Annotated in this window: 23 protein-coding genes; 10 read left to right on the forward strand and 13 right to left on the reverse strand. The window is 59.3% G+C overall.

Going from position 1 to position 20,363, the window contains the following annotated elements; all coding sequences use genetic code 11:
- Nucleotides 1-359: 359 nt before the first annotated feature.
- From ACXAET_RS09175 to ACXAET_RS09205, 7 genes are read left to right on the forward strand one after another with little or no spacing between them, the layout of a single operon-like run.
- Complete coding sequence (locus tag ACXAET_RS09175) at nucleotides 360-1,574, forward strand: glycosyltransferase family protein (RefSeq protein ID WP_475183919.1); 1,215 nt, start codon at nucleotides 360-362, stop codon at nucleotides 1,572-1,574.
- Nucleotides 1,571-2,818 (forward strand): glycosyltransferase family 4 protein, encoded by a 1,248-nt coding sequence (locus ACXAET_RS09180; RefSeq protein ID WP_475183921.1) that lies wholly within the window; start codon nucleotides 1,571-1,573, stop codon nucleotides 2,816-2,818. The genes ACXAET_RS09175 and ACXAET_RS09180 overlap by 4 nt, the downstream gene beginning before the upstream one ends.
- Entirely contained in the window at nucleotides 2,818-3,894 is a 1,077-nt protein-coding gene (locus ACXAET_RS09185; RefSeq protein WP_475183923.1) for a glycosyltransferase family 4 protein, read from the forward strand. The genes ACXAET_RS09180 and ACXAET_RS09185 overlap by 1 nt, the downstream gene beginning before the upstream one ends.
- On the forward strand, nucleotides 3,891-4,475 hold the full coding sequence (locus tag ACXAET_RS09190; RefSeq protein WP_475183925.1) for a histidine phosphatase family protein: 585 nt from the start codon (nucleotides 3,891-3,893) through the stop codon (nucleotides 4,473-4,475). Before ACXAET_RS09185 ends, ACXAET_RS09190 begins: the two co-directional genes overlap by 4 nt.
- Nucleotides 4,472-5,611, forward strand: coding sequence for a glycosyltransferase family protein (locus tag ACXAET_RS09195; protein WP_475183927.1), 1,140 nt, complete (start codon nucleotides 4,472-4,474; stop codon nucleotides 5,609-5,611). The genes ACXAET_RS09190 and ACXAET_RS09195 overlap by 4 nt, the downstream gene beginning before the upstream one ends.
- Nucleotides 5,608-6,378, forward strand: coding sequence for a polysaccharide deacetylase family protein (locus ACXAET_RS09200; RefSeq protein WP_475183929.1), 771 nt, complete (start codon nucleotides 5,608-5,610; stop codon nucleotides 6,376-6,378). The genes ACXAET_RS09195 and ACXAET_RS09200 overlap by 4 nt, the downstream gene beginning before the upstream one ends.
- A complete protein-coding gene (locus tag ACXAET_RS09205; RefSeq protein ID WP_475183931.1) occupies nucleotides 6,379-6,855 on the forward strand; it encodes a class I SAM-dependent methyltransferase in 477 nt (158 codons plus the stop codon).
- Here the strand turns inward: ACXAET_RS09205 and ACXAET_RS09210 are convergent, their stop codons facing one another.
- Nucleotides 6,856-7,995, reverse strand: a complete 1,140-nt coding sequence (locus ACXAET_RS09210; protein WP_475183933.1) for an alpha-D-ribose 1-methylphosphonate 5-triphosphate diphosphatase — start codon at nucleotides 7,993-7,995, stop codon at nucleotides 6,856-6,858.
- A gap of 52 nt (nucleotides 7,996-8,047) precedes the next feature.
- On the opposite strand from ACXAET_RS09210, the gene ACXAET_RS09215 reads away from it, so the two are divergent.
- Entirely contained in the window at nucleotides 8,048-8,731 is a 684-nt protein-coding gene (locus ACXAET_RS09215) for a DUF1045 domain-containing protein (protein ID WP_475183934.1), read from the forward strand.
- On the opposite strand, the gene phnN is transcribed toward ACXAET_RS09215, so the two are convergent.
- From phnN to phnG, 7 genes are read right to left on the reverse strand one after another with little or no spacing between them, the layout of a single operon-like run.
- The gene (phnN, locus tag ACXAET_RS09220; protein WP_475183936.1) at nucleotides 8,713-9,261 is read right to left on the reverse strand and encodes a phosphonate metabolism protein/1,5-bisphosphokinase (PRPP-forming) PhnN; all 549 of its coding nucleotides are present in this window, start codon (nucleotides 9,259-9,261) and stop codon (nucleotides 8,713-8,715) included. The genes ACXAET_RS09215 and phnN overlap by 19 nt on opposite strands.
- Nucleotides 9,258-9,941, reverse strand: coding sequence for a phosphonate C-P lyase system protein PhnL (phnL, locus tag ACXAET_RS09225; protein ID WP_475183939.1), 684 nt, complete (start codon nucleotides 9,939-9,941; stop codon nucleotides 9,258-9,260). The genes phnN and phnL overlap by 4 nt, the downstream gene beginning before the upstream one ends.
- Nucleotides 9,942-9,952: 11 nt before the next feature.
- Nucleotides 9,953-10,723 carry a phosphonate C-P lyase system protein PhnK gene (gene phnK, locus ACXAET_RS09230; protein WP_475183941.1) on the reverse strand — a complete coding sequence of 257 codons (771 nt, stop codon included), beginning with the start codon at nucleotides 10,721-10,723 and terminating at the stop codon, nucleotides 9,953-9,955.
- Nucleotides 10,720-11,580 (reverse strand): alpha-D-ribose 1-methylphosphonate 5-phosphate C-P-lyase PhnJ, encoded by an 861-nt coding sequence (locus ACXAET_RS09235; RefSeq protein WP_475183943.1) that lies wholly within the window; start codon nucleotides 11,578-11,580, stop codon nucleotides 10,720-10,722. The genes phnK and ACXAET_RS09235 overlap by 4 nt, the downstream gene beginning before the upstream one ends.
- Nucleotides 11,577-12,668, reverse strand: coding sequence for a carbon-phosphorus lyase complex subunit (locus tag ACXAET_RS09240; RefSeq protein ID WP_475183945.1), 1,092 nt, complete (start codon nucleotides 12,666-12,668; stop codon nucleotides 11,577-11,579). Before ACXAET_RS09240 ends, ACXAET_RS09235 begins: the two co-directional genes overlap by 4 nt.
- A gap of 3 nt (nucleotides 12,669-12,671) precedes the next feature.
- The gene (gene phnH / locus ACXAET_RS09245) at nucleotides 12,672-13,247 is read right to left on the reverse strand and encodes a phosphonate C-P lyase system protein PhnH (protein WP_475183947.1); all 576 of its coding nucleotides are present in this window, start codon (nucleotides 13,245-13,247) and stop codon (nucleotides 12,672-12,674) included.
- Nucleotides 13,247-13,705, reverse strand: coding sequence for a phosphonate C-P lyase system protein PhnG (phnG, locus tag ACXAET_RS09250; RefSeq protein ID WP_475183948.1), 459 nt, complete (start codon nucleotides 13,703-13,705; stop codon nucleotides 13,247-13,249). Before phnG ends, phnH begins: the two co-directional genes overlap by 1 nt.
- A gap of 103 nt (nucleotides 13,706-13,808) precedes the next feature.
- Here phnG and phnF point away from each other — a divergent pair, with 103 nt between their 5' ends.
- Entirely contained in the window at nucleotides 13,809-14,519 is a 711-nt protein-coding gene (gene phnF, locus ACXAET_RS09255) for a phosphonate metabolism transcriptional regulator PhnF (RefSeq protein ID WP_475183950.1), read from the forward strand.
- 163 nt (nucleotides 14,520-14,682) lie between these two features.
- Here the strand turns inward: phnF and ACXAET_RS09260 are convergent, their stop codons facing one another.
- From ACXAET_RS09260 to phnC, 5 genes are all read right to left on the reverse strand, one after another.
- The gene (locus ACXAET_RS09260) at nucleotides 14,683-15,297 is read right to left on the reverse strand and encodes an LbetaH domain-containing protein (RefSeq protein WP_475183952.1); all 615 of its coding nucleotides are present in this window, start codon (nucleotides 15,295-15,297) and stop codon (nucleotides 14,683-14,685) included.
- A gap of 22 nt (nucleotides 15,298-15,319) precedes the next feature.
- On the reverse strand, nucleotides 15,320-16,687 hold the full coding sequence (gene phnE / locus ACXAET_RS09265; protein WP_475183954.1) for a phosphonate ABC transporter, permease protein PhnE: 1,368 nt from the start codon (nucleotides 16,685-16,687) through the stop codon (nucleotides 15,320-15,322).
- Nucleotides 16,684-17,565 (reverse strand): phosphonate ABC transporter, permease protein PhnE, encoded by an 882-nt coding sequence (phnE, locus tag ACXAET_RS09270; protein WP_475183956.1) that lies wholly within the window; start codon nucleotides 17,563-17,565, stop codon nucleotides 16,684-16,686. Before phnE (ACXAET_RS09270) ends, phnE (ACXAET_RS09265) begins: the two co-directional genes overlap by 4 nt.
- A gap of 67 nt (nucleotides 17,566-17,632) precedes the next feature.
- Nucleotides 17,633-18,535, reverse strand: coding sequence for a phosphonate ABC transporter substrate-binding protein (phnD, locus tag ACXAET_RS09275; protein WP_475183957.1), 903 nt, complete (start codon nucleotides 18,533-18,535; stop codon nucleotides 17,633-17,635).
- A gap of 64 nt (nucleotides 18,536-18,599) precedes the next feature.
- Nucleotides 18,600-19,421 (reverse strand): phosphonate ABC transporter ATP-binding protein, encoded by an 822-nt coding sequence (gene phnC / locus ACXAET_RS09280; RefSeq protein WP_475183960.1) that lies wholly within the window; start codon nucleotides 19,419-19,421, stop codon nucleotides 18,600-18,602.
- 163 nt (nucleotides 19,422-19,584) lie between these two features.
- Here phnC and rpe point away from each other — a divergent pair, with 163 nt between their 5' ends.
- Nucleotides 19,585-20,274, forward strand: coding sequence for a ribulose-phosphate 3-epimerase (rpe, locus tag ACXAET_RS09285; protein ID WP_475183962.1), 690 nt, complete (start codon nucleotides 19,585-19,587; stop codon nucleotides 20,272-20,274).
- Nucleotides 20,275-20,363 lie beyond the last annotated feature (89 nt).

Below are 20,363 nucleotides of genomic sequence, written 5' to 3' on the forward strand. Positions count from 1 at the left end.
CTATCCAATTCGCGTATTGCCAGAAGACTACAGAAGCACCTGAGCGTATTCAAATATTCAGCCTTTTTCTTCTCGTGATCGGGTCATTTCGTGTTCCAGCTGCACTACTCACAACAAGAGTGTTTTCAACCTAGGAAAAACTGAATATGACCGGCCCTGCAATTGCGTGAAACAGCAAGTCCGATGTCAGGCTGACGGGGAGATTTCCCCTGACCTGCCCGTGTATCGAATGTTGCTATTTCGCCATGGTTGACGAATTTGCCCTGTCTTGGGAACCCCTTTGGCAAGCGGCGTCAAAAAATATACGGTAACGGGGGCAAACGCGCGGAGTTGAACCCAAAAACACGATAGGCGAAAGCATGGGCCTGGGAATACAAGACAAAACGACCGGCCGGGCGCCGCGCATACTGCTCTACAGCCACGATACGTTCGGGCTGGGCCATCTGCGTCGGTCTCGCGCCCTTGCAGCGGCTATCACGCAAGCCAACCCGGACGCGTCCGCCCTGATCCTGACAGGATCGCCGGTCGCGGGTCGATTCACCTTTCCTCGCCGGGTTGATCACGTCCGACTGCCGGGTGTCACCAAACGCGCCGATGGCTCCTACGCGGCGCGGACCATCGGAATGGGCATAGAAGAAGTGACCGAGCTGCGCGCGGGCCTTATCCAGACCTCTGTTCAGCAATTCGATCCCGATATGCTGGTCGTGGACAAGGAACCCACCGGATTTCGCGGTGAGCTTTTGCCGACGTTGGAAGCCCTATTGCAGTCGCAGCGCACAAAACTGGTTCTTGGGCTGCGCGACGTGCTCGACGAACCCGAAGTGCTGGCCGCTGAATGGGAAAGGAAAGAAGCCGTCACCGCGACCGAGCGGTTCTACCATGAGATTTGGATATACGGGCTGCGCTCGATCTATGACCCAACCCAAGGCCTGCCTCTGAGCAGAGCAGCGCAGTCGCGCATTCACTGGACCGGGTACTTACGCCGCGATCTCAGCCCTGTGGGTGAGCCGCCCGAGAAACCTTATATTCTGATCACTCCGGGTGGCGGCGGCGATGGCAAGGCGATGGTGAACCTTGTTTTGTCAGCCTATGAAAAAGACCCTACCCTGTCACCGCGTGCCGTACTGGTTTACGGCCCCTTCCTGTCTGGCGAACTGCGGGAGGAGTTTGAGACCCGCGTTGCAGCGCTTAACGGTCGGGTCACCGCCGTTGGGTTCGAATCCCAGATCGAAACCCTTTTTGCCGGTGCCTCGGGTGTTGTCTGCATGGGCGGCTACAACACCTTTTGCGAGGTACTCTCGTTCGATAAACGCGCCGTCATCGTGCCACGTTCGACACCTCGGCTCGAGCAATGGATCCGAGCGTCGCGCGCCGAAAGTCTGGGGCTTGTCCGCATGCTGGACGAAAATCGGGACGGCTTGACGCCAGAGGCTATGATACAGGCAATTCGCAACCTGCCCGAACAACCGCTTCCATCGCAGGCTATCCAGGACGGGCTACTGGACGGGTTGGACTATGTCGTTGATCGCGTAGACGCGCTGTTGGGCCAGGAACAGAAACGGGCCACTGGATGACTTCGAAACAGCCGAAACTGGCGGTGCTGGTCAAAGGATGGCCGCGCCTGTCCGAGACGTTCATCGCCCAGGAACTTGTCGCCCTGCAGGATGCCGGGCACAGCTTTGATATCTGGTCCTTGCGCCACCCAACTGATGTAAAGCGCCACCCGTTGCACGACCGGTTCCGGGGTGAAGTGCACTACTTGCCAGAATATCTGTACGATGAGCCGCGGCGCGTCTGGGCCGCGCGTGAAAAGGCAAAAACTATGCCCGGCTACGCCGAGGCCTACCAGATTTGGCGGGCGGACTTGCGCCGCGATCCCACCCATAACCGCATCCGCAGGTTCGGGCAGGCCTGTGTTCTGGCCGCCGAATTGCCCGAAGCGACAAAAGTGATGTATGCGCATTTCATGCACACCCCGTCCTCGGTCGCCCGCTATACTGCGATCATGCGCGGCCTGCCATGGAGCTTTTCAGCCCATGCAAAGGACATCTGGACGTCGCCCGAGTGGGAAAAACGCGAAAAATTGCAAGAAGTGACACATGGTGCAGCCTTTGGCGCGACCTGCACGTCCATAGGGGCCGAACATTTGCGTGGCCTTGCTGATGATCCGTCGCGGGTTGACCTGATCTATCACGGGCTGGACCTTTGCCGCTTTCCCGCCCCCCCAAACCGTAAGCCGCGCGCCCCAAGCGGGCCGTTTCACATGCTGTCCGTTGGCCGATTGGTCGAGAAAAAGGGCTTTGATCGACTGATAGACGCTTTTGCGCTGTTGCCTGAATCACTCGACTGGCGCTGGGCGCATATCGGAGGCGGAACGTTGAGCGGCGCGCTCCAAAGCCGGGCCGAGGCCGCAGGTCTGGCGCATCGGATTACTTGGAAGGGCGCTTGCGATCAACCCGAAGTCATCGCAGCAATGCGCGCTGCCGACCTGTTCGTTCTACCCAGCCGGATTGCAGCGGACGGAGACCGCGATGGCCTGCCCAACGTTTTGATGGAGGCTGCGTCCCAGCTTTTGCCAATTCTTTCGACGCCCGTGTCGGCCATCCCGGAATTCATTGAAACCGGAACCCATGGGGTGCTGTCCGACGACGATCCTAGCGCGCTGGCCTCGGCTATTGTCCGCCTCGCCGATGACCCTCGGAAAACCGCATTGATGGCTGTGGCGGCTTATGACCGCCTGATCTCTGACTTCCGCATGGACCCGGGGATCGCCCGTCTTTCCAAACGGCTGCGCGCATTGGGTGCGGACACAAACTGATGACCCGGGTCGCCTTTTACTGTCCGATGAAGGCACCCGACAGCCCGGTCCCATCCGGGGATCGCGAAATGGCGCGCAATCTCATGCAGGCGATTGCCGCGCAGGGGGACACCGTCGAGCTGGCCTCACGACTGCGCATCTACGACAAATCCGGTGATGCGCAGGTTCAGACGGTGTTGCGCGCCGAGGCACAGGCAGAGGTACACCGTCTTGTCGCTGAGATGCCCTTGGACACGTCCCTTTGGGTGACGTATCACAACTATTACAAGGCGCCCGACCTTGTGGGCCCGCGAGTTTGCAAGGCGCGGAATATCCCTTATGCCCAGATCGAAAGCACCCGTGCGACCAGCCGATTAGATGGTCCTTGGGCCAGTTTTGCCCAAGCCGCGCATGCTGCCTGCGACGCGGCGCAAGTGATTTTCTATCATACGGCCAATGACCTGATTGCGCTTGAACGGGACAGGTCCGGGGATCAAAGCCTTGTCGAGTTGCCGCCGTTTCTTCCCCTGTCGGACTTGCCGCATGCGTCAACGTGTGATGGCCCAATGCTGAGCGTTGGTATGATGCGTCAGGGTGACAAACTGGCGTCTTATGACCTTATTGCCCAAACCCTGGCCCTTCTGGATGGGGATTGGAGCCTGAATATTGCGGGCGATGGTCCGGCCCGGGCCGAAGTCGAAGCTCTGATGGCTCCGTTCGGATCAAGAGTGCGGTTTCTGGGGCAATGCGACCGCGAAACGTTGCAAGATCTGTACAGTGCGGCATCGGTTCTGGTTTGGCCCGGCGTGAACGAAGCTTTTGGGATGGTCTATCTTGAAGCACAAGCCAACGGTGTGCCTATTGTTGCGCAGGATCGGCCCGGCGTGCGGGATGTGCTGACCCCGTCGGACTACCCGCCTGTCAGCTGCGGTGCTAAAGGGCTGGCCACCCGATTGCGTAGGTTACTAGATGACCTGTCGTATCGTCAGTCACTGGGGGCCGAAGCCCGCACTCGGATGGCCGAGCGTCACTTGCTGCCTGCGGCGACCGAGCGGTTCTGGCGATCCGCACGACCATTGGTGGAGGCCCAAAGATGACTCGTTTAGCCCTGCTCAGACATGGCCACACGCACTGGAACCGTGCTGGCCGCATTCAGGGGCGCAGCGACATTCCGCTGGATGCGAATGCCCGGGCTGAACTTGCAAACACACGCCTGCCTGACACGTGGAAGGACGCGACCCTGTGGTCCAGTCCGCTGCTACGGGCCAGCGAGACCGCACGCCTTGTTGCCGGGTGCGACCCACGGACCTCGGATGCACTGACCGAGATGAACTGGGGTGATTGGGAAGGGTTGCGCGGTGTCGATCTGATAGCAGACCCCAAAAGTGGATACCGCCATATTGAGGATTGGAGCTGGGAATTCCGTCCGCCGAACGGTGAAAGCCCGGCCGAAGTCTGGTCACGGCTAATGCCATGGCTGGATGGGCTATCCGGCGACACGGTTGCGGTCTGCCATATCGGCATCATGCGGGTCATTCTGGCACGTGCCTGGGGTTGGGATTTCGACGGCCCCGCCCCATTCAAAATCAAGCGCAACCGGTTGTATATCGTTGATATGCCGTCCCTCACGCCCCTGCCCGAACCCATCCGCCTGATCCGGCCCGAGGCCAACCTATGAAGGTAATGATCATTGTCACGCACCTGCTGGGCACCGGGCATCTGAGTCGGGCATTGACGCTGGGCAAGGCATTTGAACGCGCGGGGCACGAGACCTTTGTCGTTTCGGGTGGAATGCCTGCGCCGCAATTGGACAGTACCGATATCAGCCTATTGGGGTTGCCGCCGCTTCGCTCGGACGGAACCAACTTTACACGGCTTTTGACCGGAAACGGTGACATCGCCGACGCGGCCTACCTGAAAGCGCGTGAAACTGCACTGGTGAAAGCCGTTGAAAGTTTCGCGCCGGATGTTCTGATCACTGAGCTGTTTCCCTTTGGCCGCCGGTCACTGGCGACCGAGTTCATCGCGGCGCTTGAGGCTGCCCACACCCTGCCGCACCGCCCGATCATTCTGGGCTCGATCCGGGATATTCTGGCCCCACCGTCGAAAGAGTCCAAAGCGCACCGTACGGAAGAGATCGTTCTTCGGTACTACGACGGGATCCTTGTCCATTCAGATCAAGATGTTGTTCCGCTGGATGTCAGTTGGCCGGTTACCGATCGTTTGCGCAAGCGGCTGTTCTATACCGGTTTCGTCGCACCCGAAGCCCCCGTGCCGCACCCTGATGCCGTGGGCCAAGGCGAGGTGTTGGTCAGCGCCGGCGGTGGATCAGTGGGCCAGCCGATCTTTCGCGCGGCCATCGAGGCCGCCCGCAAGATGCCCAACAGGCGCTGGCGCCTGTTGGTGGGCGGTCAAGACGCACGGCAGCGCATTGCCGATTTGCAAAACGATGTGGGTGATGCCCCGGTGACGCTGGAACCTGTTCGTCCGGATTTCCTCCAGATGCTGCCACTGGCCGCAGCGTCCGTCAGTATGTGCGGCTACAATACCGCGCTGGACATCCTTCAATCTGGTACGCCAGCCATATTCATTCCGTTTGACGATGGCAAAGAGGTCGAACAGACACTGCGCGGGACTAGTCTTGCCGGTTTGTCCGCCATCGAACTTCTACCCAGCAACGAACTTGATGGCTCTGCTTTGGCTCGGGCTGTTGAGGCTGTTATCCAGGATGGTCCGCGTCCCCTTTCTGCCACGGGCTTTGACGGGGCCGACAGATCCGTCGAAATAGCAGTAGGGCTGAGGTCGCAAGCATGACAATTGACTGGCACCCTTTGGACTCCGAACTAGACCGCTGGCGCACACAGAACCTTTCGCTGCCACTGTGGTGGCGGGACGACGACGCCGTCTCAGTGACGCCGCAGCTAGAGACGCTGGCAGGCTTGTCCCAGACTCTTGACCTGCCGGTTCATCTTGCGATCATTCCGCGCGATGCCGATCGTCAGCTGGTGGATTACGTGGCGCGGCATCGGACGCTAATCCCGGTGGTGCATGGCTGGGCGCATCAGAACCACGCGCCTGAAGGTGAGAAAAAATCCGAATTCCGACTGCACCGGCCCATCGAAGACGTCACTGCGGATGCCCAGGCCGGGTTGGATCGCTTGCGCAAACTGTTCGGGGACAGGCTGTGCCCGATGTTCGTACCCCCTTGGAACCGTATTGCGCCCGAAGTGCTCGAACACCTGCCCGGACTTGGGTTCCGCATCATCTCTGCCGCAACGCCACGCAAGATACGATGGCCTGTACCCGGACTTGAACAGATCAACACCCATCTGGACCCGATCGACTGGCGCGGAACGCGCGGGCTGACCGCAACGGACAAGCTGATTTCCCAAACAGTCAAACTGCTGCGTGACCGGCGTGAGGGACGCAACGACAATGCCGAACCGTTCGGTGTGTTGACGCATCATCTGGTTCATGATCAAGGCATCTGGACCTTTACCGAAGGGTTGCTGCGCAGACTGCTGGACGGCCCCGGCCGCACTTGGGTCGCACCATCTGAAAACCAACTCTGGGAGACCTGAATGAGCCGACTAGATTCCATGCTGCGCCGGTTAACGGCACAACGCGACGGGCTGAACTGGGCGGTCGCGCAGATCAGCGACATGGATGGCGACGTTCTGGATATGGGGCTGGGCAACGGGCGCACCTATGACCACCTGCGGGAAATCATGCCAGATCGGCGCATCTGGGTCATGGACCGGGTACTGCAATGCCACCCATCCAGCACCCCTCCGGTAGAAGATTTCTTGCAGGGAGAGGCTGAGCCAATGCTTAGAAAGCTGGCAGCAGGCGGCCAAAAAATCGCACTGGCGCATTATGATTTTGGACGCGGAATCAAAGAAGAAGACGTCGCAGAAGCAGCCCGTCTGAGTCCTTTGATCGCGCAGGTGATGCTGCCCGGCGGATTGTTGATATCGGGGCAGCCTTTGGTGGGGTTCGAACAGATCAGCGGACCGGGTACGATCGCGCCGGACAGGTACCTGTTCTATAGGGCCTGATCAGGCAACGCGCCGTCCACGTGACCAAACACCATTCAAAGCAGGTGCACCTTCCCGCAATCGGAACCGGATGACATCAGCCCGTGCACCGATGCGCAGCTCACCACGATCTTCCAGACCAACGGCCTGTGCAGGGGCTTGGGTCACGGTCCGCAAACCGCGGGACATATCGCCCCACTGCTCACCCAGACGCGCCGCTGACAGCAGCAAGGCGGCGGGCACATAGTCCGAAGATAAAATGTCGAGATGGCCGAGATCAGCCAACTCTTGCGCGGCGACATTGCCGGAATGCGACTCGCCCCGGATTACGTTGGGCGCACCCATCATGACCTTGATACCGTGATCATGGCAGGCCCGTGCGGCCTCTACGGTTGTCGGAAACTCGGCCAGCCGAATGCCGTGACCAGCGGATACAGCCACCTGCTCCCGCGTGGTATCATCATGACTGGCCAGGATCGCGCCAAAGCGTTTTGCTGCTTTCACGGTTTCAACCTCGTGCCGGTCACCATACCGGTCGCGTAGCGCCTTAAGCTGGGCCACATGCTGCAGAAAGTCGTCGTCTGACATGCTGTGCTTGCCCTTCATATAGGCTTCTAGCTGCGACATATTCCGGAACTGCCGCTGCCCCGGCGTATGATCCATAAGAGACACCAGCCCCACTCGATCTTCGGCGCTGAACTCATCCAACTCATCCACCAGCGTTTCCGAGCACACCTCGGCCCGGAGATGCAAAAAGTGGCTGATCTTCAAGGCGTCCTGTTCGCGCAGCTGCCATAGTTCACGGGACAGATCGCGGGCGTATTTCTTGTAGCGGTTGCCACTTGGGATCGAGCCGATGCGCATCGCATCAAACACGGTGGTGATCCCGGTACTGGCCAGTTCGGCATCATGGGCCAGGATGGCAGCCGCATGGGGCCAGTCGACCTTGGGCCGCGGTTGGATGTGGCGTTCAAGGTTGTCGGTGTGCAGCTCCACCAGACCGGGGCTGACATAGTCGCCTTCGCAGTCCATGGCACCGACGGGCACAGCCGGGCCGGTTGCGATGTCTGCAATCGTCTCGCCCACGATACGGACGCTGCCTGTAACCGTCTCATTCGGAAGAACAAGCGTGGCATTGGCAAGGATCATTTCTTCTGTCATCTGAACTTCACACGGTCTGAGATATTGAGAAGGCCACGCATAGGAGGCCAATGTGACATTCACGCGATACGCGATCTATTTTGCGCCACCAGCAACGGCTGAATGGACGAAGTTCGCCAGAAGCTGGCTGGGTTGGGACATCGAGGCCGGCACCGCCCTTGTCCATCCCGTGATCGACGGCGTTGATGTTGCAACCGTAACCGAGGTGCCGCGCAAATACGGTCTGCATGCGACAATCAAACCCCCGTTCCAGCTGCGAGATGGTCAGACGGTTGAAGCGTTGCACGACGCCTGCGCGCAGGTTGCGGCCTCGAAGCCCATTGTGGTCCAGGACGGGCTGACGATCGCCCGACTTGGCCGGTTTCTGGCCCTGCGCCCGCTGGGGGATGAGGCCGCGCTGAACGCTTTGGCCACCGCTTGCGTGCGCGAGCTGGACAGCTTTCGCGCGCCGCCTGCCCAGTCCGAGCTTGACCGGCGCCGTGCCAGCGGCCTGACCGCCCAGCAGGACGCCAACTTGGTGCAATGGGGTTATCCTTACGTGATGGATGCGTTTCGCTTTCACATCACGCTCAGTGGTAAATTGGACAAGGCCACGCTGACAACGGTTGAGGCGGCGCTGCAATCGCGGCTTGCCCCATTGCTGCCTCAGCCGTTTCAAATCAATGATCTGGCGTTGGTGGGTGAGGCCGAGGATGGGCGGTTTCACCTGCTGCATCGCTATGCCCTTTCCGGTTGAAGGTGGCCGAGGATCGTATCGACCGTAGATTCCAGCGACCCGGAATTGTCGATTTCGATGACCCGCACCAACCCCTTGGGCAAACTCGCCTTTGCGCGTGTCATCCGTCGCGCCTGCTCGGCTACGCCTTCGCGTCCGCGTGCCGACAAGCGGTGCGCCAGAACCTCGGGCTCTGCAGTCAGCGAGATGACTACCAGATCGCCGAATACCTCTTGCGCCTGTAGCAAAACAGACCGCGACAGATTCACCAACACCCCATCCGCCTGCTTTCTAAGCTGCTCAACAGTCTTGGGTACACCGTAGAACAGGCCATGCGCAGGCCAATGCAAAGCAAATGCACCCTGTGAGACCATCTGCCGAAAGCGTTCAACGGATACACGGTCAAAGTCTTCGCCTTGTTCGCCTTCGGGCCGCGTGATGACCCGGCGCACCCGGTGAATACCGGGAACACGCGCGTCTAGCGCTTCGATCACACTGTCCTTGCCGACACCTGATGGGCCAACAATTGCTATGACCGGAGCAAGGCTCATACCAGCCCTCCGGGCGTGAAGTCTGAAACGTTGACCTCGCGATCGCAAACCCGGTCTCGCGCGCCGACATCGTGGAAAATCCCGACAATTGCAGCACCGCGCGCCTTGGCCTCTTCGATCAATGACAAGACCGTCTCACGATTCTGTACATCCAATGAGGCGGTGGGTTCATCCAGCAGCATCGCGGGATAGTCATGCGCGAAACCGCGGGCTATGTTCACCCGTTGCTGCTCGCCCCCCGAAAAGGTCGTTGGACTCAGCCCCCACAGGTGTTCAGGGATGTTCAGCCGCGCCAACAGCGCTGCCGCTTTTTCCAGCGCCACCTGCCGCTCGCAGCCTAGTGACAGTAATGGGTCAGCCACCACCTCAAGCGTCGGCACGCGCGGGACAACGCGCAGGAACTGGCTGACGTAGCCGAGTGTTTCACGCCGCAAAGCCAGTATCTGGCGCGGCTCGGCCTGCGCCACGTCAAGCCCGCCCACCAGAACCTGCCCGGACGCCGCCAGGTAGTTCCCATAGATCACCCGCATCAGGGTTGACTTGCCTGCCCCGGACGCTCCGGTCAGGGCAATGCACTCTCCCGGCGCGACGGTCAGCGACGCGCCCTCGATCACAGGGATCACAGCACTGCCCTGATTGTGCAGGGTAAAGCTTTTGCTTACATCTTTCAGCTCGATCATCGCCGCCATCTTCACACCTGCAACACGCTTGAGACCAGCAACTGCGTATAAGCGTGCTGCGGATCGTCAAGAACCTGATCGGTCAGTCCGCTTTCGACCACGTGGCCGTCTTTCATCACCATCAAACGATCCGCCAGCAGGCGCACCACGGCCAGATCATGAGTGACGATAATCGCGCTCAGACCCATCTCGCGCACCAGCCCGCGTAACAGGTCCAGCAACCGTGCCTGGACCGAGACATCCAGCCCGCCGGTTGGTTCGTCCATGAACACCAGCCGAGGTCCCGTGACCAGATTGCGCGCGATCTGCAGGCGCTGCTGCATTCCGCCCGAAAATGCGGTCGGGCGATCATCGACGCGGGTCCCGTCAATCTCGACGCGCCCCAGCCAATCAATGGCCTTGTCGCGGATATCACCATAGTGGCGGTCACCCACGGCCATTAGGCGCTCACCGATATTGCCGCCTGCACTGACCGACATGCGCAACCCGTCCCGCGCATGTTGGTGCACAAAGGCCCAATCTGTTCGCCCCAGCATCCGGCGTTCAGGCTCAGACATGGTGACCGTGTCCACTGGCCCGTCAGCACGGGTGTCAAAAATCACCTGGCCCGCATCCGGTTCCAGTTGACCAGCCAGGCAATTCAACAGGGTCGACTTGCCAGACCCGCTTTCACCAACGATCCCCATCACCTCGCCTGGGTAAAGATCGAAACCAACATCCATGCATCCGATGCGGGTGCCGTAGCGCTTTTCGATCCCTTTGACCTGCAATAATGGCGTCATGCCGCGCCCTCCGTCGCCATGCGTCCCTGATGGCCCGCCTGACGGCGCGAACGGCAATAATCGGTGTCAGAGCAAACGAACATCCGGTTTCCCGCATCATCCATGATCACCTCGTCCAGATAGCTGCCCTCAGCCCCACACAGATCGCAGGGATGGTTGGCCTTGGTTGCTTCGAACGGGTAGTCTTCGAAATCAAGGCTCACCACCCTGGTATGGGGCGGCACCGCGTATATCCGTTGTTCCCGCCCGGCCCCGAACAGCTGAATTGCATCCATTTCCAGTTTGGGGTTGTCGAATTTCGGGATCGGCGACGGGTCCATCACATAGCGCCCCGACACCTTCACCGGATAGGCGTAGGCGGTCGAAATCGCCCCGTGCTGGCTGATGTCTTCGTAAAGTTTCACATGCATCAGACCATATTCCTCAAGACTGTGCATCTTTCGGGTCTCAGTCTCGCGCGGTTCGAGAAAGCGCAAGGGTTCAGGGATCGGCACCTGGTAAACGAGGATCTGATCCTCGCGCAGCTTAACCTCTGGGATGCGGTGGCGCGTTTGGATGACGGTGGCCTTTTCGGTTTCCTCGGTGGTCGCGACCCCCGCGGTCTTTTCAAAGAACTTGCGGATCGAAACTGCATTCGTCGTGTCATCCGCGCCCTGATCGATCACCTTGAACGAATCATCCGGTGTTAGCGTCGCCGCCGAAACCTGAACGCCGCCAGTTCCCCAGCCGTAAGGCATCGGCATTTCCCGGCTGGCGAAAGGCACCTGATAGCCCGGAACAGCCAGACCTTTCAGTATGGCCCGACGGATCATCCGCTTGGTCTGTTCATCCAGATAGGCGAAGTTATACGCGCTCATTCCGCGGCCTCCTTGGGTGAGATACGGTCTTCGGCCTCGCGCCGCAGCTTTCGCACCAGTTCCAGTTCAGACTGGAAATCCACGTAGTGCGGCAGTTTGATATGTTCGAGAAAGCCGGTCGCCTGGATGTTGTCCGCATGGCTCAGGACAAACTCTTCGTCCTGTGCCGGGGCGCCTAGGTTGTCCTCGCCCAACTCTTTCCAGCGCAGGGCACGGTCCACCAGCGCCATGGCAATCGATTTGCGTTCTGACTGTCCAAACACCAGACCATAGCCACGCGTGAATTGGGGTGGTTCCACTTTTGAGCCTTTGAACTGATTGACCGTCTCGCATTCGGTCAGTTCGACCTCACCGATTTCGATGGCAAAGCCCAGTTCGGGGATTTCCATCTCAACCGCGACCTTGCCAATCCGCAGCTCGCCGACAAAGGCATGGTTGCGGGCATAGCCACGCTGGGTCGAATACGCCATGCCCAGCACGAACCCTTCATCCCCGCGCGTCAGTGACTGCAGGCGCAACGGTCGCGCGGCCGGATACTCCATCGGTTCGCGGGTCAGATCGCCCGGAGCCTCGTCACTGGCAGGTTCGTCCTGAAGGATGTCTTCGGCTTTGAGGAACTCGGAAATATGCGGGGTGGAACCCGTACGCGGCTGGCCTTCGGGTGCTGGGGCAACCTCACCCTCAGCTGCAAGTTTGAAATCCAGAAGACGATGCGTATAATCGAATGTCGGCCCCAGAACCTGACCCCCCGGCGCATCTTTGAAGGTGGCCGAGATACGGCGATCGCAGGTCATCTCACCCGTATCCACAGGTTTCGAGTACCCGAACCGCGGCAAGGTCGTGCGGTAGGCACGGATCAGAAAGATTGCCTCGATCAGATCACCGCGCGCCTGTTTGATCGCCAGCGCCGCCAGATCGGGGTCAAACAACGATCCTTCGGCCATGACCCGGTTTACCGCAAGGCTCAGTTGTTCACGGATTTGCGCAATACTGAGTTCGGCGACATCTGTGTCGCCGCGCCGCTCCTCAGCCAGCCAGGTATGCGCATTTTCGATGGCTTTTTCGCCACCTTTGACAGCCACATACATCGCTTATCCCCTCTCCTTGATCTGTGTGCTGCGCGGTAACGCTGCGAGCGTGTCGCCGCAGGTGAAAAAGAAGTCACACCCCAACGGATAGAGCGACGCGTTGGTCCGAAGCACCCGAACATCCGGCAGCGACAAATGCGCCGTGCCCTTGATCCCCGGCCCTGTGAGTTCGGGACCCGTCTGTCGCAAGTCGTCGCATTCGACGATCAGGGTCGCTGAACGGTCAGGGTATTCGGGCGTTCCGACGCGGTATTGGTTCAACGGCCCCAGTGCCTGCCACGTTCCAACGGCAAAATCCGCCTCGGTCGCATCGGTCAACGGCGCACCCGTGTGGAAGGTCAGCCATTGCCGTACCGCGTCCGCGTCGGTCGCGCCCGCCAAGTACACCTTGGTGTCCGGATCGCAGAGCGTCAGGAGCAACGTCCCCGCCGCGACGGACAAAGGTGCCGGGGGCTGGCAGCCGGAAACCGAACGGATTTCGCCCGGCCGTGCCATGACTGTCATGGCAGCCCTAAAGGCATGGGCCGCATCAACGGGAGCGTTTTGGAAACCGCCTGAAAACTGGATATGCGCAACCATCAATCCTCTCCCCGTACCAGTGTGAAGAATTCAACCTTTGTGGCCGCAGCCTTGGCGGCCCGCGCCGTTTTGGTGGCCTGCATCTGCTGCGCGAGCGGATCAAGCACCCGCGCCCGGATTGCACCTGCGGCCTTGGTCTGCATCAAGGCATCGATCAGCGCCGCAGCCTCGGCTTTGCGTTTCGACCGACCCTGCACGTGGCCATGCCCGACAGTTCCATCTTTCAGCACCAAGGAACATCGCGTGACCGTCATCTCACCAAGGTTGAACGGGGCACCCGACCCACCGATCCGGCCACGCACCATCACACCGCCCACTTCCGGACGACGAAGCCACTCAAAGCCAGGTCTCGTGTTCATTTCGTCCCACAGCGCCATCAGCGCCTCTTCCGGGGCGCGGGCCAATAGACCCATCCACCCCCGCCGCTTGGCAACCGTGATATTTGTCTGATCTGTCATCGAAGCCTCTTGGCTGAGTTGTCTACTTAAACTATACAACTAGACAAATACTACATTCCGGAGAGCCGAGTCGCAATCCGCGATACTGTGAAAGTTTGGTGACATGAGCAAAACGCCCGTCTGGAAAAGCATCGCTCTCAGCCTGACCGCCGACATTGCTGAGGGAAGATATAACAGCGGCGACCAGCTTCCGACCGAGGCGCAACTGGCTGCAAAGCATGGGGTTAATCGGCACACCGTTCGGCGTGCGTTGTCTGACCTCGCAGAGCAAGGGCTGGTACACTCACGGCGCGGTGCAGGTGTTTTTGTAACCGCGCGTCCGACCGACTATCCGATCGGCAAGCGCGTACGATACCACAAGAGCATTTCAGCAAGCGGCAAGATACCGGGTAAAAAGATACTCTCATTGACCACACGCGCAGCGGATGATGCCGAAGCTGAGGCACTGGAGCTTGAAGCCGGAGATAAGGTTCATGTCTATGACGGTCTGTCGCTTGCCGACGGCCAACCCATCGGGGTGTTTCAAAGCGTTTTCCCGGCCGATCGCCTGCCCGACATCCTTGCTGCGTTACAAGACACGCATTCCGTAACCAAAGCTTTGCAACGATGTGGCGTTGCTGATTACACGCGCGTATCGACTCGGCTGACCGCGCGGGCTGCGACTGCGACACAAGCCCTGCATCTGCATCTCACCGAAGGTGCACCGGTCCTCTTCTCTGCGGGGATCAACGCTGACCTGAACGGCGTGCCGGTGGAGTATGGCCGCACGGTCTTTGCCGGAGACCGGGTCACTTTGACCTTGAACGATGACTAAACTTCGACGTCCTCCCGCCCGTCTTCAACCTCCTGTCGGAGGTCTCATCCCGTTGGGCATAGCGCCGCGCTTTGCGCGGCGCCGGGCCCAAAGCCGCCAAGGAGGGTCGGCGCAGCCGAGGCTCCTGCGGGTGCGGGAGTGTTTCCGTTACTTTGCTGCCGGATCATTCATATTTTTCCAGGAATGCTTCGATGCCTAACGCGCGAAAATCAGGTAGAGCCGCGCGCAGGCGCAGGTTGTCCCAATCCCACCACGCCAAGGCGAGCAGACGCTTTGCAACCGTTTCAGGAAAGCGGCGGCGAATTGGGCTGGCGGTCACACCGCCGACGATCATGTACGGGGGAACATCCTTGGTGACCACTGCACCGGACGCGATCACCGCACCGTGGCCAATGGTGACTTCGGGTTTGATAATCGCCGCGTGACCGATCCATGTGTCGTGACCAATTTTTGCCAAGCGACTGGCGCGGTGTGCGAACCAATCCGCGTCGTCCTGCGCATCATCCCAATAATCCGCTGATCGATAGAGGAAATGGTGCAAGGACGCCTTTTCCATCGGGTGATCCGTGGCCCCTATTCGCGTGTAGCTGGCGATATTGGCAAACTTCCCGATCTCTGCATTCGCAATATCACACGTCCGGTCGCAGTAGGAATAATCCCCCCAAACCGAATGCGTGATCCGGCTGCCCGCGCCAATTTCTACGTATGCGCCAAAACTGCTGCCGGTGATCTGGCAATCCGGGTGGATGAACGGCCGGTCAGGGTGCAGGCGTGCCATGGTCTTTGTCCTAACTCGTCAGTCAGGGCAACAGAAACGGCTTGGATCCAGGATCAGCCGGTTTGCGTTTTTTGCCCGTCTCACCCTTAATCAGCTTTTTACGCAGCCAGCCCGAGAACCAGTCCATCAACATCACCATCAAGATGATCAGGACGATATAATAGGCGACCTCTTCCCAGTCCTTCTGCGTGATGATCGCCTGCGTCAGCAACAGGCCGATCCCGCCGCCTGTAATCGCACCGATCACGGTGGCGCTGCGGGTGTTGGATTCAAGGAAATACAGCAACTGGCTCAGCAGGATCGGCGTCACCTGGGGGATCACGCCGAACCGATAGCGCTGAGGCGCGTTTGCTCCGGTCGATTGGACGCCTTCGATCTGCTTCTGGTCAACGTTCTCCAGCGCTTCGGAAAAAATCTTGCCGAATGTACCGGTGTCCGTAACCAGAATTGCCAGAGCACCCGTCAATGGGCCCGGGCCAAAGGCGCGCGCCAGAACCACGGTCCAGATCAGGGCATCCACGCCGCGGACAAAGTCAAAAACGCGCCGGGTTGCGAACCGCACGGACCTCAAAGGGTTGAAATTGCGCGTCGCCAGAAAGGCCAGCGGCAAAGCAACCATCGCCGCCCCGAAGGTACCCAGAAAGGCCATCAGGATCGTCTCGAAAATGGCCCAGGCCACATCCTGATGCCGCCACATCTTATTGGTCCAGAAATCATTGAAGATCGCGCCCGCCTCACCTGTCGCGGCCAGCCCGGCAAGTTCGCCGAAGGATTTGCCATAGTAAGGGCTGTCCAACGTGAACCAGAACAACTCCCACCCGGTAAAATATCGAAACACCTCCGACCGGTTTCGAGTCACAGTGAGCCGGCCGGCATCCGTTGTCACCGCCAGACGGTTTTTCGAAACGTTGATCCACTCCGGCACCTCGCCCCGAGGCAGCTCTGCTAGTACGCCAGCCGAACGAGAGGGCGTTGCCCGAACGGTGCCATATCCCGGAATGTCATACGTTACGGTTTCCGGACCGAAGCGCACGATATGACCGTCTTCGAGGTCAATCACCGTCGTCTCGCCCAGAGTAACCCAATCAGGCGCTTCACCTTCTGGATAGGCGCCCTTGCGCTCACCTTCGATGGCGGCAGACACTTCGCCCGTGCGATTGTCGCGTTCGATATGAGTTTTGTAGCTGTAGCTGTCCGAAACCAGCGTCTTGCCGTTTTCCCAATTCGCCCGTGCAGCCAGCCCGACCACATCGAAGGCAAAGAAAACATAGATCAGGTAAACCAATACCAAGGCTGGCAGGCCAAAATTCATCACCCGTTTGCGGCTGAACAATCGATCCGCTTCGGCCTTCAACTCGGCAGTGGTAAGGTCGGTTGCAAAGGTGCTCATGCCGAGGCTCCTTTTTCGGACCCGTGGGTCAGGCGGTCCCGCAGATAGCCAGAAAGCTGGTCGACGATGACAATTGTAACGAACAACAGGATGAATATGGCAGCCGCTTCGTCATACCGCCCCTGCCCCCAGGACATGGCATTGCGCAGCTCATAGCCCAGACCACCGGCCCCGACAAAACCAAGAATCGCCGACGCGCGGATGTTGATTTCGAGGCGAAGCAAGGCATAGCTGACATAGTTCGGCCCGACCTGCGGGATCACGCCCAGATACATACGCTGTGACCAGTTGGCCCCAACCGATTGCAGCCCTTCCACCGGTTTTAACGAGGCATTTTCGTTCACTTCGGAAAAAAGCTTGCCCAGTGCGCCAGCAGTGTGGATCGCAATGGCGATCATCGCAGGCACCGGGCCACCGCCAAGGATAAAGATCAAAACCAGCGCGATGACAATTTCCGGAACCGCCCGGAACACGTCCGAGATCCGTCGGAAAAGAGGGATCAACGACGGCCAGTAGGCCATCCCCCGCGTCGACATCAGAGCCAGAAACGTCCCTAATATCGTCCCAACCAGCGTTGCCGCCGCGGCGATGTTGAGGGTTTCCACAAGTGCAGGAAAGAAGTTGACCAGATTCGCCGGCATCTCGGCGATTTTTTCCCAGGCTTCCGACAGAACCTCGGACGGGTAGTCGAGAATGCGGTGCCAACCATCGATAAAGCTGCCTGCATTGCGGCTGTCGGCTGTTCGGAACCCGGCAGCCATCATGACAACAAAAAGGATCAGCAGGATACCCCCATAGACCTTCTTGCGCCGCGTCATCGCAGTGTATTCGTCGCGGATACCCTCGACGGTCGGAGTACCGGCAGTCAGGTCTGTCATGAAATGCTCCTGAAAGGCAGACCGAGGTCCGGTTTGTCACCGGACCCCGATCAATTCACGCGTTGCCTTAGTTGGACTTCAGCTTGCGGGCTTCGATGATGATCTCATAAGCGTCGTGCGTGATCGGCTCGAACGCCTTAGCCTCGCCTGCGGCCACGCCATAAAAGCAGTCAGCGTCTTTTTCATGCAGACCGGCCATCAGGGCCGTCATCTTCTCTTTCACGTCCGCAGGCAGGGCGGTACGCAGAACAACCGGACCTTCCGGGATCGGCTGCGACTGCCAGATCATGACCAAATCGTTCATATCAACCAGACCCGCATCGACCGCCCGGCGCAGCGCGCCCGAGTTGAAACCGTCTTCCCAATTGCCCAGACCGTCGGCCCATGTCACACCGCCGTCAACGTCGCCGTTGTTCACCGCAACGATGGTCTGTTCGTGACCGCCGGTGAACTTTACCTCACCGAAATAGTCGCCCGACTCCATTGTCGCGCCAGTCGCCTGGGGAATTTCAATCGACGGGATCAGGTAGCCTGAGGTTGAGTTCGGATCGCCAAAGCCAAAGGTCTTGTCCTTCATATCTTCCAGCGAGGCGATGCCGCTATCCTTGCGGGCGAAACCGATGGAGTAATAGCCGTACCCGCCATCCAGGTTCACTTTGACCAGAACCGGTTCAACAGCTTCGGGGTCGCTCAGATAGGTTTTCGCGTAACCCGACGCGCCCAGCCAAGCCATGTCGATTGTGCCACCCAGCAGACCCTGGATCACACCGTTGTAATCGGCCGGAGCAAACAGCTTGGTTTCAACACCCAGCTCTTCCTCGGTATATTCACGCAGGCATTCGTTGTTGTTCAAACGATCCTGAGCGTTCTCACCTCCAAGAATTCCAATGCGGAATTCGCTTATCTCTTCGGCCAGGACCGGTGTGGCCAGTGCCGTTGTGGCCACTAGGGCAGCAATCAGTTTCTTCATCTGTCTCTCTCCAGGTTGATGTGCCGGCCTCTCATCGGGCCGGGCGATGAAAGGGTGGGTGGGCCTAGATGGTGGCTTCAGCTTCCATCAGCGCTTTCTGGGTGGCGTCTAGTGTGTCAATCTCGGTTGACGTCGCCGCTTCTGAAAAGCTGGCATCGGCCCCATAGATTTCGCGCGCAACGCCAGTGGTCAGCTGTTCGGGAATACCATCAAAGACAATGCGTCCGTCGCGCATACCTACCACCCGGTCGCAGTAGCGTCGCGCAGTATCCAAAGTATGCAGGTTGGCGATGACTGTGCGGCCATCCTCCTCGTGGATGCGACGCAAGGCCTGCATCACCACCTGAGCATTCATCGGATCTAACGAGGCAATGGGTTCGTCAGCCAGAATGATTCTGGGATCTTGCATCAACGCACGTGCAATCGCGACGCGTTGCTGTTGACCGCCTGACAGGGCCTCTGCCCGCTTTGGCGCGTGTTCAGCGATCCCAAGGCGATCAAGAATATCGATGGCGCGGTGGATTTCTTCCATCGGGAAAAGGTTGAACATAGTCGCCAGCGTCGAGTGTCGGTTCAACGTGCCATGCAACACGTTCGAAACCACATCCAGTCGTGGCACAAGGTTGAACTGCTGGAAGATCATCGCGCAGTCCGCTTGCCACGCGCGTTTATCACGCCCCTTCAGCCGGGTGACATCGCGGCCATCACACAGAATCTGCCCCTCGCTGGAGTCCGTCAGACGGTTGATCATCCGCAACAGCGTCGATTTGCCGGCACCCGATCGACCGATGATCCCGATCATGCAGGGTTTGTCTACATCCAACGACGCGGCGTCTACGGCCACATTGTCCCCGAAGCGTTTGGTCAGTTTTTCGATGCGCAGCACGTGCCACCCCCAAGTCGTGTTGGCGGTGGGGTACAGATACTGCTCAACGGCTATGTGTCAGAGTGGTGAAAGTTTTGTAACGGAGCCCGTGTTACGGGGGCTACCCTTCGCAGCGCGGCGCGGGTATATGCAGACCTGTCCCGTTATAAGACCTGAGGCCGCAATGAGCTTTGACCGCACCATCAAGATCGCTCCATCAATCCTGTCTGCCGATTTTGCCAATTTCGGAGCCGAGATTCAGGCTATCGAAGCGCAAGGTGCAGATTGGGTCCATGTCGACGTGATGGATGGCCATTTCGTTCCAAACCTGACTTTCGGCCCCCCAGCCGTCAAAGCATTCCGTCCGCATGTGAAAACGGTCATGGATGTGCACCTGATGATCACCCCGGTCGATCCCTACATTCAGGCTTACGCGGACGCCGGCGCGGATATTCTGACGGCGCATATCGAGGCCGGGTCGCACACACACCGAACGCTTCAGGCCATCCGCGCCGCTGGCATGAAAGCGGGTGTTGCGCTGAACCCTGGCACCCCTGCCGAAGCGGTTGAACACCTGCTTGATCTGACCGATCTGGTCTGCGTCATGACCGTGAACCCAGGCTTCGGCGGTCAGAAGTTTATCGACCTGACCAGCAAGGTGCGCAAACTGCGCCAGATGATTGGCGATCGTCCGGTGCATATCGAAATCGACGGTGGTGTCGATCCGCAAACCGCTCCGCTTGTCGCCGCTGCGGGTGCCGATGTGCTGGTCGCCGGTTCTGCGGTGTTCAAGGGCGGCTCGGTGGATAGTCCCGAAGTATATGGCGAAAATATCCGTGCCGTGCGGGCGGCGGCTGAGTCAGGATTGTCCTGAAACTAAAACGCCAAGCACCTTGTCCAAAGCTTGCTATTAAGAATTCGCGTTCAACTGTCGTTTGGCGCGGATAAAGAAACTTGGTGCAA

Source organism: Ruegeria sp. AWH4_226, assembly GCF_056159225.1.

Excerpts from the sequence above, each read along its gene's own strand:
- ACXAET_RS09175 (WP_475183919.1), top strand. The coding sequence starts at position 360 with ATGGGCCTGGGAATACAAGACAAAACGACCGGCCGGGCGCCGCGCATA.
- ACXAET_RS09180 (WP_475183921.1), top strand. The coding sequence starts at position 1,571 with ATGACTTCGAAACAGCCGAAACTGGCGGTGCTGGTCAAAGGATGGCCG.
- ACXAET_RS09185 (WP_475183923.1), top strand. The coding sequence starts at position 2,818 with ATGACCCGGGTCGCCTTTTACTGTCCGATGAAGGCACCCGACAGCCCG.
- ACXAET_RS09190 (WP_475183925.1), top strand. The coding sequence starts at position 3,891 with ATGACTCGTTTAGCCCTGCTCAGACATGGCCACACGCACTGGAACCGT.
- ACXAET_RS09195 (WP_475183927.1), top strand. The coding sequence starts at position 4,472 with ATGAAGGTAATGATCATTGTCACGCACCTGCTGGGCACCGGGCATCTG.
- ACXAET_RS09200 (WP_475183929.1), top strand. The coding sequence starts at position 5,608 with ATGACAATTGACTGGCACCCTTTGGACTCCGAACTAGACCGCTGGCGC.
- ACXAET_RS09205 (WP_475183931.1), top strand. The coding sequence starts at position 6,379 with ATGAGCCGACTAGATTCCATGCTGCGCCGGTTAACGGCACAACGCGAC.
- ACXAET_RS09210 (WP_475183933.1), bottom strand. The coding sequence starts at position 7,995 with ATGACAGAAGAAATGATCCTTGCCAATGCCACGCTTGTTCTTCCGAAT.
- phnN (WP_475183936.1), bottom strand. The coding sequence starts at position 9,261 with ATGAGCCTTGCTCCGGTCATAGCAATTGTTGGCCCATCAGGTGTCGGC.
- phnL (WP_475183939.1), bottom strand. The coding sequence starts at position 9,941 with ATGATCGAGCTGAAAGATGTAAGCAAAAGCTTTACCCTGCACAATCAG.
- phnK (WP_475183941.1), bottom strand. The coding sequence starts at position 10,723 with ATGACGCCATTATTGCAGGTCAAAGGGATCGAAAAGCGCTACGGCACC.
- ACXAET_RS09235 (WP_475183943.1), bottom strand. The coding sequence starts at position 11,580 with ATGAGCGCGTATAACTTCGCCTATCTGGATGAACAGACCAAGCGGATG.
- ACXAET_RS09240 (WP_475183945.1), bottom strand. The coding sequence starts at position 12,668 with ATGTATGTGGCTGTCAAAGGTGGCGAAAAAGCCATCGAAAATGCGCAT.
- phnH (WP_475183947.1), bottom strand. The coding sequence starts at position 13,247 with ATGGTTGCGCATATCCAGTTTTCAGGCGGTTTCCAAAACGCTCCCGTT.
- phnG (WP_475183948.1), bottom strand. The coding sequence starts at position 13,705 with ATGACAGATCAGACAAATATCACGGTTGCCAAGCGGCGGGGGTGGATG.
- phnF (WP_475183950.1), top strand. The coding sequence starts at position 13,809 with ATGAGCAAAACGCCCGTCTGGAAAAGCATCGCTCTCAGCCTGACCGCC.
- ACXAET_RS09260 (WP_475183952.1), bottom strand. The coding sequence starts at position 15,297 with ATGGCACGCCTGCACCCTGACCGGCCGTTCATCCACCCGGATTGCCAG.
- phnE (WP_475183954.1), bottom strand. The coding sequence starts at position 16,687 with ATGAGCACCTTTGCAACCGACCTTACCACTGCCGAGTTGAAGGCCGAA.
- phnE (WP_475183956.1), bottom strand. The coding sequence starts at position 17,565 with ATGACAGACCTGACTGCCGGTACTCCGACCGTCGAGGGTATCCGCGAC.
- phnD (WP_475183957.1), bottom strand. The coding sequence starts at position 18,535 with ATGAAGAAACTGATTGCTGCCCTAGTGGCCACAACGGCACTGGCCACA.
- rpe (WP_475183962.1), top strand. The coding sequence starts at position 19,585 with ATGAGCTTTGACCGCACCATCAAGATCGCTCCATCAATCCTGTCTGCC.